The organism is Mesorhizobium sp. BAC0120 (assembly GCF_033542235.1).
Taxonomy (GTDB): domain Bacteria; phylum Pseudomonadota; class Alphaproteobacteria; order Rhizobiales; family Rhizobiaceae; genus JAWRCU01.
This window is the reverse complement of sequence record NZ_JAWRCU010000031.1, coordinates 19,214-32,523: the sequence shown is the minus strand read 5'-3', so window position 1 is coordinate 32,523 and position 13,310 is coordinate 19,214. Positions and strand designations below refer to the sequence as shown.

General features: G+C 65.1%; 10 protein-coding genes. 1 reads left to right on the top strand and 9 read right to left on the bottom strand.

Annotated elements, in window-relative coordinates:
* Positions 1 to 297: 297 nt before the first annotated feature.
* Together SAZ10_RS32590 and deoC are read right to left on the bottom strand one after the other, a co-directional pair.
* A complete protein-coding gene (locus SAZ10_RS32590; protein WP_318613713.1) occupies positions 298 to 2,676 on the bottom strand; it encodes an aldehyde dehydrogenase family protein in 2,379 nt (792 codons plus the stop codon).
* Positions 2,677 to 2,921: 245 nt separating this feature from the next.
* The gene (gene deoC / locus SAZ10_RS32585) at positions 2,922 to 3,977 is read right to left on the bottom strand and encodes a deoxyribose-phosphate aldolase (protein WP_318613712.1); all 1,056 of its coding nucleotides are present in this window, start codon (positions 3,975 to 3,977) and stop codon (positions 2,922 to 2,924) included.
* Positions 3,978 to 4,207: 230 nt separating this feature from the next.
* Here deoC and SAZ10_RS32580 point away from each other — a divergent pair, with 230 nt between their 5' ends.
* On the top strand, positions 4,208 to 4,609 hold the full coding sequence (locus SAZ10_RS32580; protein WP_412535341.1) for a DoxX family protein: 402 nt from the start codon (positions 4,208 to 4,210) through the stop codon (positions 4,607 to 4,609).
* 265 nt (positions 4,610 to 4,874) lie between these two features.
* Here the strand turns inward: SAZ10_RS32580 and SAZ10_RS32575 are convergent, their stop codons facing one another.
* From SAZ10_RS32575 to SAZ10_RS32545, 7 genes are all read right to left on the bottom strand, one after another.
* A complete protein-coding gene (locus SAZ10_RS32575; RefSeq protein WP_318613710.1) occupies positions 4,875 to 5,702 on the bottom strand; it encodes a ferredoxin--NADP reductase in 828 nt (275 codons plus the stop codon).
* A gap of 311 nt (positions 5,703 to 6,013) precedes the next feature.
* On the bottom strand, positions 6,014 to 6,277 hold the full coding sequence (locus SAZ10_RS32570; RefSeq protein WP_318613709.1) for a hypothetical protein: 264 nt from the start codon (positions 6,275 to 6,277) through the stop codon (positions 6,014 to 6,016).
* 218 nt (positions 6,278 to 6,495) lie between these two features.
* Entirely contained in the window at positions 6,496 to 6,951 is a 456-nt protein-coding gene (locus SAZ10_RS32565; RefSeq protein WP_318613708.1) for a MarR family winged helix-turn-helix transcriptional regulator, read from the bottom strand.
* Positions 6,948 to 7,898: a UPF0280 family protein gene (locus SAZ10_RS32560; protein ID WP_318613707.1), complete on the bottom strand. Its 951-nt coding sequence runs from the start codon at positions 7,896 to 7,898 to the stop codon at positions 6,948 to 6,950. Before SAZ10_RS32560 ends, SAZ10_RS32565 begins: the two co-directional genes overlap by 4 nt.
* Complete coding sequence (locus SAZ10_RS32555) at positions 7,895 to 9,436, bottom strand: 6-hydroxynicotinate reductase (protein ID WP_318613706.1); 1,542 nt, start codon at positions 9,434 to 9,436, stop codon at positions 7,895 to 7,897. Before SAZ10_RS32555 ends, SAZ10_RS32560 begins: the two co-directional genes overlap by 4 nt.
* Positions 9,433 to 12,330, bottom strand: coding sequence for a molybdopterin-dependent oxidoreductase (locus SAZ10_RS32550; RefSeq protein ID WP_318613705.1), 2,898 nt, complete (start codon positions 12,328 to 12,330; stop codon positions 9,433 to 9,435). The genes SAZ10_RS32555 and SAZ10_RS32550 overlap by 4 nt, the downstream gene beginning before the upstream one ends.
* Positions 12,327 to 13,184, bottom strand: coding sequence for a xanthine dehydrogenase family protein subunit M (locus tag SAZ10_RS32545; protein WP_318613703.1), 858 nt, complete (start codon positions 13,182 to 13,184; stop codon positions 12,327 to 12,329). Before SAZ10_RS32545 ends, SAZ10_RS32550 begins: the two co-directional genes overlap by 4 nt.
* Positions 13,185 to 13,310 lie beyond the last annotated feature (126 nt).

Sequence of the window (13,310 nt, the reverse complement as noted above, 5' to 3'; positions counted from 1 at the left end):
CAAGCTGCTCGTCATCCTCAATGCAAAAGCACGCGATGCGCGCATCGAGTTCGCTAATGCAACTTGACACGTCAGATAGTCGCTCATCGCCCTGCCGGGCACTTCTCCCCGTAAACGGGGAGAAGGAAGCCGGCCGCTATGAAGGCGCCTACTCTGCAACGCTTGTGATTGGCGAAACCATTGATGAGAGCGTCCTTCTCCCCGTTTACGGGGAGAAGATGCCGGCAGGCAGATGAGGGGCTGCGCCAACGTTCAAAATCTCGAAGCCGTTGGTATCATCGTTTCCCAGAGGCAAGCTCAATCCCCGTAGGGCACCCAGACGTTCTTCACCTCGATGGCACGGCGCAGGAAATAGTCGCCGGAAAAAACCTCCGACCGCCAGTCCAGCGTGTTGCCCTTGGCTGTCCAGACGCGCTTCAGATTGCCGATAGACTCGGCCTCGGCCGACTTGCATGTTTCAGGGTCGGCCACCACCCACAGCCCGTCGAGATCGTCATGCCTGGCAAGCACGCCGCAAAGCTCGGCGGTCTTGCCTGTCACGATGTTGATCGCGCCGGCTGGCAGGTCGGAATATTCGATCACCTGATAGAGGTCGGTCGCAAGCAGCGGGTAGCGCTGCGACGGCACGGCAACGATAGTGTTGCCCATGGCAAGCGCCGGGGCGACCATCGATACGAAGCCGAGCAGCGGGCTGTCATCCGGCGCGACGATGCCGAGCGTGCCGACAGGCTCGTGCAACGCCAGCGTCACCACGCGTGCCGGTGGCTGGTGGGCGCGGCCCTCGAACTTGTCGGCCATGCCGGCGAACAGGAACAGCCGCTCGATCGAAAGATCCACCTCCTCGCGCGCGGCCTTGGCAGGCGCGCCGGTCATCGCGGTGAGCCGGGCCGCAAACTCGCCGGCGCGGATCGACAGGTTCTCGGCCAGGAAATAGAGCACCTGCGAGCGGTTGTAGGCCGTCGCCGTCGCCCAGGCCTTGCCACCGCGCGCGGCGGCCACGGCATCGCGAATATCCTTGCGGTTGCCGAGGCCCGCCTCACCGACGACGCGGCCCTTCTTGTCCAGCACAGGATAGGAATAGTTGCCGTCGGGCCTGACCTGCTTGCCGCCGATGAAGAGTTTGGCGGTTCGGTCGATGGCGAGCTCAGCGGCTTCCACGGGCTCAACACCTTGCGACGCAGCCACCGCCGGCCTGATCTCGGGGCCGAACGGCAGCTTCTCCGTCAGATACTCATACATGCCCTCGCGCCCGCCTTCGCGGCCGAAGCCGCTTTCACGGTAGCCGCCGAAGCCCGAGGAGGCGTCGAACATGTTGGTGCCGTTGATCCACACCACTCCGGCCTTGAGCTGCGGGGCGATGTGGAGCGCCACGTTGATATTCTCGCTCCAGACCGAGGCGGCAAGCCCGTAGCGCGTGTTGTTGGCAAGCTCGATCGCTTCCTCGTTGGTGCGGAAGGTCATCGCTGCGAGCACCGGGCCGAACACCTCTTCCTGCGCCAGGATATTTGCCGGCGAAACACCGGTCGCAAGCGTCGGCAGATAGAAATAGCCGCTCGACGGCAGCGCATAGTCCGGCTGCCAGCATTCCGCGCCTTGGCTGACGCCCTCAGCGACCAGCCCGCGCACGCGGTCGAGCTGCGTCCTGTCGACCAGCGGCCCGATATCCGTGTTCTTGTCGAGCGGGCTGCCGACACGGAGCCGCCCCATTCGCGTCTTCACTTTGGCGATGAAAGCTTCCGCCACGCCCTCCTGCACGAGAAGCCGCGAGCCGGCGCAGCAGACCTGGCCCTGGTTGAACCAGATGCCGTCGACCAGCCCCTCGACGGCACTGTCGAGATCGGCGTCCTCGAAGACGATGAAGGCCGACTTGCCGCCGAGCTCCAGCGACAGTTTCTTGCCCGAACCCGCGGTGGCCTTGCGAATGATCTTGCCGACCTCCGAGGAGCCAGTGAAAGCGATCTTGTCGACGCCGGGATGGTTGACGATCGCCGCGCCCGCGCCAGGCCCACCGGGCAGGATGTTCACCACGCCCTTCGGCACGCCGGCGCGTTCGCAAATCTCGGCGAAGAGTATCGCGGTGAGCGGCGTGAACTCGGCCGGCTTCAGCACCACCGTGCAGCCCGCGGCGAGCGCCGGGGCGATCTTCCAGGCGAGCATCAGCAGCGGGAAATTCCAGGGGATCACCTGGCCGACGACGCCCACCGGCTTATGGCCGGGAAACTCGCGTTCGAGCGACTGCGCCCAGCCGGCATGGTGCAGGAAATGGCGGATCGCGAGCGGCACGTCGATGTCACGGCTCTCGCGGATCGGCTTGCCGTTATCGATCGATTCCAGCACGGCGAAGAGCCGCTGGTGACGCTGCATGGCGCGGCCGATGGCGTAGAGCACCTTCGCCCTGGTGTAGCCGCTCGCCCCGCTCCATTTCGGCAGCGCCTTGCGCGCGGCGGCGACCGCCGCGTCGACATCGGCATCGCCTGCCTCACTTACCTTGGCGATAGGCTTGGCGGTGGAAGGCTCCAACACGTCGAAGGTCCTGCCGTCCGCGGCGGCACGCCATTCGCCGGCGATGAAGAGGGATTTGCCGAAATCACGGCCGGCGATCCAGGCGTCAGCCTCGGTGCGGGCCTCCGGCGCCGGGCCGTAATCCATGGCGGTGTAGCGTTCGAGGATGTTCATGTGGGTTCCCTATTGTGGGGGACTTCGGCAGCATTCGCGCTCTACGTCGCCCCCCTCTGTCCTGCCGGACATCTCCCCCACAAGGGGGGAGATCGGCCTTCATTTTCGACGGCACTCGTCCTACACCGTTGGCGATTGGCGAAACCAAATCGGCCGTCCAATCTCCCCCCTCGCGGGGGAGATGTCCGGCAGGACAGAGGGGGGCGCGAAAGAATTCCACCTGTCAAACTTCCGCACTAGGCGACCTACGCCATCGCGTGGCGATAATTCGCCGAGTAGCGGCCTGTAATGTGGTGCTCGAGCTGCCGTTCGATGTCGGTCAACAGGCTCGACGCGCCGAAGCGGAATAGCTCCGGCTCCAGCCACGGGCGGCCGAGCTCCTCCTTCATCAGCACCAGCCAATCGAGCGCCGTCTTGGCGGTCGAGATGCCGCCGGCCGGCTTGAAGCCGATCAGGTAGCCGGTCTCCTCGAAATAGGCACGGATCGAGCGGACCATGGCGACGCCGACAGGCAGCGTCGCATTGACGCTCTCCTTGCCGGTCGAGGTCTTCACGAAATCGGCGCCGGCCATCATCGCCACCATGGAGGCGAGCATGACGTTGCGCAGCGTCGCGAGATCGCCGGTGCCGAGGATCACCTTGAGATGCGCCTCGCCGCAGGCGGCGCGCATGGCGACGATCTCATCGTAAAGCTCCTGCCAGCGACCGCCAAAAACGAGGCCGCGCGGTATGACGACGTCGATCTCATCGGCGCCGTCGGCGACCGAAGCCTCGATCTCCTTCAGCCGGGTCGACAGCGGCGCCAGGCCGTGCGGGAAAGCGGTCGAGACCGCGGCGACATGAATGCCGGTGCCCTTCACGGCGGCAACGGCGGTCGCGACGAATGGATGGTAGACGCAGACCGCAGCCGGCCGGATCGGCTGATCTGCGATCCCCAGCGCTTCAGCGATATCGCGTCGGAACGGGTTGATCGCCTTGGCGCACAGGCGGCGCACGCGCTCTTCAGTGTCATTGCTGTTGAGCGTCGTGAGGTCCATGCAGGCAACAGCGCGCAGCAGCCACGCCGCCTGCGTGTCGCCCTTGATGCTGCGTCGCTTGGTGAGCGTCGCCACGCGCCGCTCCAGTGCTGAGCGGTTGACGTTGCGCATCGATTCCAGAAAGCCGAGATCGAGCGCCATGCCGGGATTACGAGCAATCCCGTGGCCCGTCGCCACCGCGCTGTTGGCGGCTATGCGCGAGGGCAGCGGGGTGACCTTCGACGTTCCAGCCGCTGAATCGATCTCGCGTGGTTTGCTGGTCATCCGGCTCTCTCCCTCGGCGTCCGACGCTCTTTCCGGAACCATAGCGCCTTACTCGCGTCTCCACGAGTCCCGAGAGGTTCTGGTGAAGCGAGTGCGTCGTATCAATGTTTGATCAACCGGTCAAAACTCGATAGCGCGGATGTGATGGCCGCTTTACCGGTTCCGTCTGGCATGTTTCACAAGATTACCGTATCCGGCGGCAGTTGCAGGGGAATCGGCAATCTCAGGGGATCAGAATGCTGGACAATCTTGGACGTTATGCTCCTCACGCGCTGGCCTTGCTGCGCATCATCGCAGCCCTGCTTTTCATCCAGCACGGCACCATGAAGCTGTTCGGCTTTCCGGTTACCGGCGCGGGCGGAGGCGCCGCGGGACTGAGTGCCTTGATGCTTCTGGCTGCCCTTATCGAGACGATCGGCGGCCTGCTCCTGCTCTTCGGCTTTCTCACGCGGCCGGCGGCTTTCATCCTGTGCGGCGAAATGGCGGTGGCCTATTTCATGGCCCATGCGCCCCGCGGCTTCTTCCCCCTCGCCAATGGCGGCGATCTGGCGATCCTGTTCTGCTTCGTGTTTCTTTATCTTTTCTTTGCAGGACCGGGCGCGTGGAGTGTCGACGGCAAGCGGTCGGCGTGAATCGGGGGCAAGGGCGGTAGCGGGTTGGAGCGCGGGGCAGTATCGAGATCGATTGATGGCGCCCTACGTTGCCCCCCTCTGTCCTGCCGGACATCTCCCCCACAAGGGGGGAGATTGGCCTTCATCCACGGCTTCGCCAACCTTCAACATCGGCGATCGGCGAAACCAAAGCGGCCGTCCGATCTCCCCCCTTGTGGGGGAGATGTCCGGCAGGACAGAGGGGGGCGCTGTCCCGCGGCCCATCCGATATTCAGGTGGGGTGCCTTCAGCCCACAAACGCCCGCTCGACCACGAAAGCGTTCGGCTCGCTGTTGGAGCCTTCAACGAAGCCGAGGCCTTCAACCAGCGTCTTCACGTCCTGCAACATCGACATCGAGCCGCAGATCATGATGCGGTCGCGCTCGGGATCGAGTGGCGAAATGCCGAGGTCGGCGTGGAAGCGGCCATCCTCGATCAGCCGGGTGATGCGGCCCATGCGCGAGCTTTCCTCCCGCGTCGTCGTCGAATAGAGCGTGACGCGGTCCTCGACCAGTTCGCCGATCAGAGGGTCATTCCTCAAACCTTCGAAAAGCTCGACGCCATAGGTCAGCTCCGCCTGGTCGCGGCAGGTATGGGTGAGGACGACCTGATCGAACTTCTCATAGGTCTCGGGATCGCGCACCAGGCTAGCGAACGGCGCGATGCCCGTACCCGTGGAGATCATGAACAGGCGCTTGGCGGGTGTCAGCGCGTCGAGCACCAGCGTGCCGGTCGACTTGGGCCGCATCAGCACCGTATCGCCTGGCACGATCTTCTGGAGCTGCGAGGTCAGCGGGCCGTCGGGGACCTTGATCGAGAAGAACTCCAGTTCCTCGTCCCAGCTCGGACTCGCGATCGAATAGGCCCGGAAGATCGGCTTCTCGGCATTCGGCAGGCCGATCATCACGAACTCGCCCGACCGGAAGCGAAACGACTGCGGCCGCGTGATGCGGAAGGAAAACAGGCGGTCAGTATAGTGCTTCACCGAGACGACAGTTTCGGCATGAACGCCGGCGGGGATAGGAAATCGCGGCGCTTCGCTCTCCTGCGTCTTCACGGCGCTGGCGGACTGCATGAGCATCTTCCCGGGAAATTCGACACTACAGAGCCCGGCACCCACGCCGGCTCGAATGCGTTCGAAACAAGCGGTTCTATTGTCACATTCTATTAGTATGCAAATGAATATCGGGTCAAGATTTCCCCGGGAAACGTCTTTCCAAACAGCCGCCCGAGCTTAGTTGTGGCGTTCCGGATTCGGGCGGCGCCTGAGAAAGATCGCGCAATCTAAGCCATCAAGGCCCAGATTGAGCGGCGAGTGGACCCACGCTCGACAGGTCCGCCACGCAACAGTGCATTGGCGGACCGTCAGACAGTATCAGCGGAATATCAGCGCTGCCCCAGAGTTGCCGGGCTCAGCTTTGCATCCTTCGCGGCCGCGTCGGCGACTTTCAACCGGCTGCATTTGACCTTCATGTATTCGTCGGACCCATGCCGGAGGATGGAAGTCTGAGCTGCCATGGCCTGGCTGGCCATTCCGCATTCGAAGACGCTGGCAACCTGCGGCCCCTGAATGATGTCGAGCGCAGTCTCCTGCTGGCAATCTGCAGGCGACACATTCACCGAGCAGACTAGAATGAGCATTTTGAGCATTGCGGTGCCCCCTGGTTGCTCTGGTTATCCCCCACGCACACAGCTTACGCCTGTTTTGCTGCAGTGCAAAACAAGATTGCTGCGATGCATCAAGGCAGATTGCCGCGCCTTGATGATGGTCGATTTGCGATGATTGTCCGGCAAGCCGGACCCTTGATCCCCTACCTGGCCCAACTCGGCATTTTAGGGATGAATGATATGCGTGGCAACGGTTCTCGCTATGCGATCCTCGTCAGGAGCTTGAGCAACGTCGCCGCCTCGCGTTGCGAGAGCGGCGCCAGCGTCTCCGCCGTGATGCGCTCGGCGAGCGGGGTAAGACGAGCGACGGCATCGCGGCCCGCCTCGGTCAGCCGCAGCATCAGCCGGCGCTTGTCCGCCGCATGCCTGGCGACATCGACAAGGCCTCGCGCCTTCAGCCGGTCTATCACACCTTTAATGGTCGCCGCATCCATGGCGACCAGGGCGCCAAGCTGGTTCTGCGAGATCTCACCGACATCGGCAAGCTTCGAGAGCGCAGCGAACTGCGGAGGCGTCAGGTCGGTGATATGCGAGGCAAAGATTGCGACATGCCTTTGATTTGCCTTGCGCAGGACAAAGCCGACCTGCCGGTCGACACGATAGTTCCCAGGGTCGTGTTCCGTCACCAGCGCGAGGCGGGGCTTGGCAGGGCTCATCTCAGGACCTCCGACGCCAGCAGGCCCGATGTAGAGACCGTGCCTTCAGACACAGGCATTTCCAGTCGCTGCTTCCGCATGGTGTTTTGCACCACCGTTCGCGGGCCCAGCCGGGTAACATTGCCAGCCACGACGGTCTCGCCGGCGAGGAACACCGCCGCCGAATGAATCAGCCCGCGCCGGCGATAGTTCTCGGCTTCCGCCGCGCCACGTTCGAGCGCTTGCCGGACCTCACCCGCGCCCAATGGGCCGACGCCTGTCGTCACCAGCCGCGCGCCGAGATCACTGTCGGGAGCCAACTCATTAGCCGGCTCTCGCTTCACAGCCGGATGGCCCGGCAGATCGACGGCGTTGGCGATCAACGTCGCTGCGGCATCGGCAGCGGCGGCATCCTCGGCGAGCACGGTCACCGCGTCGGCGATACCGAACGAGAAGCTGCGGCCGCGCCAGCCGCTGGTTGCGATGCCGCGCACCGGATCAAGGGCGTGAATGGCGAGACGGTCGTCAAAGCCGTGGCCGGTGCCGGCTACCGCCGCTCCGATCGAGGCATCACCGGTAAGGTGGATAGCGATGTCGCCGCCGTCGTTCACATAGGCTTTGTCGAGTTCGGCTGCCGACGTCATCGCCGCCATGATCTCGTCGGCAACAGAACCGGCCACCGCCGCCATCGGCGTGATGAACTCGGGATGGAATTTCTGCACCGCACGCTCCATGCGCCGGGCGGTCGAGCCCTTGAAGTGGCGCGGCGCGGCGCCGGCCGGCTTGCGCAGATCGACCAGCTCCTCGACCAGCTCGGCCAGGATGGATTGGAAGCGGGCGACTGCAGCATCATGTGCGGCATGCCGCTCCGCATCGCGGCCGAACGTCTCGATGATCAGGTCGATCGGCCCATGATTGAGATGTAGCCGCCTGCCGTCGGCGAGCCACGCGATCTGCGGACCGTTCACGACAGCATCCTTCGCGGAGCGACGCGGCCGAGCTGCTGAAGCAGCGGCCACGGGCTGCCCGCGGGAGCGCGTGCCGACTTGCGGTCGTTGAGATATTCCCCGCCGCTCGCCAGCACGTCGGGCAGTTGGCGGATTGCCGCGGCATGCCCGCCGAGCAGTTCGTAGAGGTCGCGCCGCATCGTAAACTCGACGGGTGCCACCAGCGCCGGGGTCGGCACATAGCCGAAGGCGTTGTCGGGAAGCCGCGTGACGTCGACCATAAAGGTGATGCCGCCGCCCGGCCAGACATAGACCGGCGCGCCGCCGCAAGTGACATAGACGCCCTCGGCATGCACGGAGCGCGTGAGATTCACCGGGTTCTCGACGACGCCCGCTCGCAACGAGCCGCCCGCGCCGCCCATGAAGAGCACCGTGCACAAAGCCGGCTCGCAATTCTCCTCGATCAGCCGGACGGATTTCTGCAGCCTTTCGGGAAAGGGCTTCTCGATGGGCTTCAGGTTCTCGTCGAGCTCGTAATAGGCAAATTGCTCACCGGTGGTCGAAACCATCAGTAGCGACAGTCCGGGCCGCGCGCCCTTCCTGGCGTTCCAGTCGCCAAGGATGGACAGCGGATCGGAGATTGTCGTGCCGCCCCAGCCGAGCCCCGGTTTCGACACCTTGAAGTAGCGGCCGGGCGTCGAGCGTCGGCCGACGATCTTGATGCCGGTGTCCTCCCAACCGAGCACTTTCCCAGCCTGATGTTCCGAGACGACGCCGGTAATGTGGTCGTCGACCACCACCACCTCGTCGACCAGCCCGCGCCACTGCGAGGCGAACATGCCGATCGTCGCCGAGCCGCAGCCGACCCGCATGCGCTCCTCGCGCTTGCCGTCGATGACCGGCGGCTTGCCGGCTTCGACCATTACCGTCGCGCCGCCCTCGATCGACAATTCGACCGGCTTCCTGTTGCAAAGGTCGAGCAATGTCGCGCAGGTAACGCGGCCTTCGGCCTTCGAGGCGCCGGTGAGGTGACTGACGCCGCCGAGCGACAGCATCTGCGAGCCGTATTCGCCCGTCGTCACGTGGCCGACCGCTTCGCCCTCAGCTCGCACGGTCGCCGTCTCGGGGCCGAGATGACGATCGGTGTCGATCTTCACCTTGACCCCGCAATAGCTGAAGATGCCCTCGGTGACGACCGTAATCAGATCGACGCCCTCGACCTCCTGGCTGACGATGAAAGGGGCGGGCTTGTAGTCGGGATAGGTCGTACCGGCGCCGATCGCCGTTACGAAGGGACGCGCGTCCACCAAATGGCCGTTCCAGCCTTCGGCCTCGCTCGCAAAGGGAACGGCCGGCCCGCCGGCCTCGACGGCATGCTCCAGGATCACCAGCGGATCGAGCCGCACGATCCGGCCGTTGCGGTTGCCGTAACGGTCACAGGCGCCGCTGCGGCCCTCGGCGATGTAGCACATGACCGGGCAGGCATCGCAGCGGATCTTCTCGCCGACCTGCCGTTCGCCGGGATCATGCGTCGCGAAGCGTTCGGAGAGCTCGCTCATAGCGCTGCCTCCGCTGACCTGATGGCGGCGAGCACTCTGGTCGGCGTCGCCGGCACGGTGGTGACGAGGACGCCGGTCGCGTGGCGGATGGCGTTGAGGATTGCCGGCGCAGTCGGGATCAGCACATGCTCGCCGAGCCCTTTCGCGCCGAACGGCCCTTCGGGATCGAGCACCTCGACCAGGATGGTCTCGATCTCAGGCACGTCGCCGATGGTCGGGATCAGATAGTCGTGCAAATTCTCGGTGCGGCCGGGGACATATTCCTCCATCAGCGCCATGCCGATGCCTTGCGCGATGCCGCCTTCGATCTGCCCCTCGGCGAGAAGCGGGTTGATCGCCTTGCCAACGTCATGCGCGGCAGTGATCTTGACGAGCTTCACCGTGCCGAGCCGCATATCCACTTCGAGTTCGGCGATCTGCGCGCCGTAGCCGTAGACCGCGTAGGGCTTGCCCTGGCCCTTCTCGTCAAGCGGCAGGGTCGGCGGGTCATAGGTCTCGACCGCGGTGAAGACGAAGCCGTCCGCGTCGACCGCCAGGCTCGTGAGATCGACGCGCCGCCGCTCGCCGCCCTCGCCGATCACCAGCACCGCCGCCTCGAAGGAAAGCTCGGCCGCGGGCGAGACATTGGCGAAGCGCAGGATCTTCTCCCGCAAGGCGCGGCCCGCCTTCTCCGCGGCCTTGCCCGACACGAATGTCTGGCGCGAGGCAGAGGTCTTGCCGGCGTCGGGCGTGATCGCCGTGTCGCCGCTTAGCAGCCGAAATGCGGAAAGCGGGAGACCGAGCGCGTCGGCGCAGATCTGCGTCACCACCGTGTTCGAGCCCTGGCCGATATCGACTGCGCCCTGATGCAGCACGACCGCGCCGTCGACCGAGATGCCGAGCTTGATGGTCGAAGGATTGGGCAAGGAGGTGTTGCCGCAGCCGTACCAGCAGGATGCGATGCCGACGCCTCGGCGGACGCTACCGCTCCCCTCGTTGAACGCCGCGGCGTCTGCCAGCGCCCGCTCCCAATGCGGCCACAGCGCTTCCAGGCAGTCGGCAATACCGACGCCGGATTCCAGGCGCTGGCCGGTTACGGTTTCGCTGCCGTTGCGCAGCGCATTCTTCAGCCGGAATTCCAGTCGGTCCATGCCGAGCTTGCCGGCCAACTCGTCATAGAGCGCCTCCTGCATGATCGTGGCCTGCGGCACTCCGAAACCGCGAAAGGCGCCCGCGATCGGCCCATTGGTATGGATAGCGCGGCCAATTGCGCGATAGTTCGGCGTCGAATAAGGGCCGCAGGCATGGACCGGCACACGGTTGGCCACGGTCGGACCCCAGCTCGCATAGGCGCCTGTGTTGAAATCGCCCTCGAAGATCATGCCTGTCACTCGCCCGGTGGCATCGGCCGCAATCGTCGCCTTCATCGAGGCCGGGTGGCGCTTGGTGGTCGACATCATCGATTCGGCACGCGTATAGGCGAGCGCGGCCGGCCTGCCCGTCTTCAGCGCGACCAGGCCGATCAACGGCTGCACGGAAAGATCGAGCTTGGAGCCGAAGCCGCCGCCGGTCGCAGTCGGCACGATGCGCACCTTCTTGGGCGATAGGCCGAGCACGATGGCGGTCTCGTCGCGGTCCATGAAAGGCGCCTGTGTGCAGGCACGGATCACCAGCGTACCGCCGTCCATCTCGGCCCAGCCGGCTTCCGGCTCGATATAGGCGTGCTCGACGAAGGAAGTCTCGATCGTTCCGGATGCGGAACAAGCCGCCTCGGCCAGTGCCTTGTCCGGATCACCCCGCTCGACATAGCCCTGGACCAGCAGGTTGCCCGGGCGATTGTCGTGGATGCGGATGGCATTTTCGCCCTGCGCCTCGCCGGGCGTGAGCATATGCGGCAATGCCATCCATTCGACCGGGAACTCGGCAGGATCGATTTCCGCGATCGCGCGCCGCTCGCCGGCAACGAGGGCCACAGCCTCGCCGCGGAACCGCACCGCGCGTTCGGCAAGCGCCGGCTGGTCGGCAAAGGGCTGGATGGCGCCGAAGCGATTGCGGCCGGGTATGTCGGCAGATGTGAAGACAGCAACGACGCCCGGATGTCGCGCGACAAACGCTTCGAGGTCGCCGAATGCGAATTCGGCGCGGTGGTGCGGCGAGCGGATGACGAGAACCGAGAGCGCATCGTCGGGGAAGCTGTCGGCGCCGAAGGATTCGATTCCCGTGACTTTCGGCATGCCGTCGAGGCGGGGAACGCGTGCGCCGACGGCTTGGCCGGCGAGTGGGCTGACGGGCCTGTCGCCGCTAGCGTTCAAGCGCTGGCGCTGCCCCTCACCCTTACCCTCTCCCCGCACGCGGGGAGAGGGGGGCACCAGCGTTGAGGCCCCCCTCTCCCCGTCCTTATGGAGAGGGTAAGGGTGAGGGGCGGCGCCGACGTCGACAGGAAGCGAGCCCTGCGCCCCCGCCGCCATCACCGCACGCACGATCTTCCTGTACCCTGTGCAGCGGCAAAGCACGCCGCCCAGCGCATCGCGTACCTCCTCCTCGGTAGGTTCCGGGTTCCGTTCGAGAAGCGCCGTGCCGGCAACGAGCAGGCCGGGCGTGCAGATGCCGCATTGCGCCGCGCCATGCTCGAGGAAAGAGGCCTGCAGTGCCGAAAGCCTGCCATTGGCCAGCCCTTCGACAGTCCGCACCGAACGGCCGGACACGCTCGCGACCGGCACGAGGCAGGCGCAGACCGGCTCGTCGTCGAGCATCACCGTGCAGGCACCGCAATCGCCGGCATCGCAGCCGACCTTGGTTCCGATGAGATGAAGTTCCTCCCGCAGCACCGAGGACAGCCGTCGGACCGGCGAAATGTCGAGCGAGACCGGTGCGCCGTTGACGGTGAAGCCGATCGCGCGGCCCTCGAGGCTCATGCCACGCACTCCTTGGCCGGCTTCGCATCCCGTAGCGCCGCAGAGAGCGCACGGGCGACGATCTCGCGGGCAGCGGTGCGGCGGTAGTCGGCGCTGCCGCGCACGTCGTCGATAGGTGCAAGCTCGGCGAAATGCCGCTCGTCCAGCGAGAAGCTGCGCGCATCACAGCCGAGCAGTGCCTGCTCCAATCCTCTCAGCCGTTTTGCCACGGCGGAGCAGGCGCCGACCGCCACGGCCACGTCGGTCACGATACCATCGTCGCCGACGGCCACCCGCACTGCGGCCATGGCAATCGAGATGACGAGATAGCGCCGGGCGCCGAGCTTGGAGAAGGAGGACGCGCCGGTGAGCGAAGGCTTCGGCAGGCGGATCGCGGTCACGAGCTCGTCCGGCGCAAGTGCGATCTTGCGGTTGCCGCGGATGAAGCTTTCCAGCGGCTCGAAACGCCTGGCCTTTGACGAAGCGATCTCGAGTTCGGCGTCAAGGATCAAGAGTGCCGGAACGCCGTCGGCGGCTGGCGAGGCATTGCAGAGATTGCCGGCCAAAGTGCCCGTGTTCTGGATCTGCACGGAGCCTATCTCGCGCGCAGCCTCTCTCAGCGCGCGAAATGCCGGCGATAGCGATGCGCGGACAATGTCCGTCCAGGTCGTGCGCGCGCCTATAACGAAATGGGTTGGCGTCTCGCAGATCCCACGCAGCTCGTCGAGCCCATTGATATCGAGTACGTCTTCGCGAAGCGGCCGGGACCCGAGTGCCGGGTAGAAATCCGTCCCTCCGGCAAGAACGCGCCACCGGGTTTCGCCCATCAGGGCGAGCGCTTCATCGACGGAGCGTGGCTTTGCGTAGCGAACCAATGGTGGTTCCGTCCGTTCCAGCCGGGAAAATCATTCGCATGCAAATGGTATCATTCCGCGCGGGAAAGTCCATGCGCGGAACGCGCGATGTCGTCCGCTTCGTTGTGGGCAAGGCTAAACTGTGCT

Excerpts from the sequence above, each read along its gene's own strand:
- SAZ10_RS32590 (WP_318613713.1), bottom strand. The coding sequence starts at position 2,676 with ATGAACATCCTCGAACGCTACACCGCCATGGATTACGGCCCGGCGCCG.
- SAZ10_RS32570 (WP_318613709.1), bottom strand. The coding sequence starts at position 6,277 with ATGCTCAAAATGCTCATTCTAGTCTGCTCGGTGAATGTGTCGCCTGCA.
- SAZ10_RS32575 (WP_318613710.1), bottom strand. The coding sequence starts at position 5,702 with ATGCAGTCCGCCAGCGCCGTGAAGACGCAGGAGAGCGAAGCGCCGCGA.
- deoC (WP_318613712.1), bottom strand. The coding sequence starts at position 3,977 with ATGACCAGCAAACCACGCGAGATCGATTCAGCGGCTGGAACGTCGAAG.
- SAZ10_RS32555 (WP_318613706.1), bottom strand. The coding sequence starts at position 9,436 with ATGAGCGAGCTCTCCGAACGCTTCGCGACGCATGATCCCGGCGAACGG.
- SAZ10_RS32550 (WP_318613705.1), bottom strand. The coding sequence starts at position 12,330 with ATGAGCCTCGAGGGCCGCGCGATCGGCTTCACCGTCAACGGCGCACCG.
- SAZ10_RS32565 (WP_318613708.1), bottom strand. The coding sequence starts at position 6,951 with ATGAGCCCTGCCAAGCCCCGCCTCGCGCTGGTGACGGAACACGACCCT.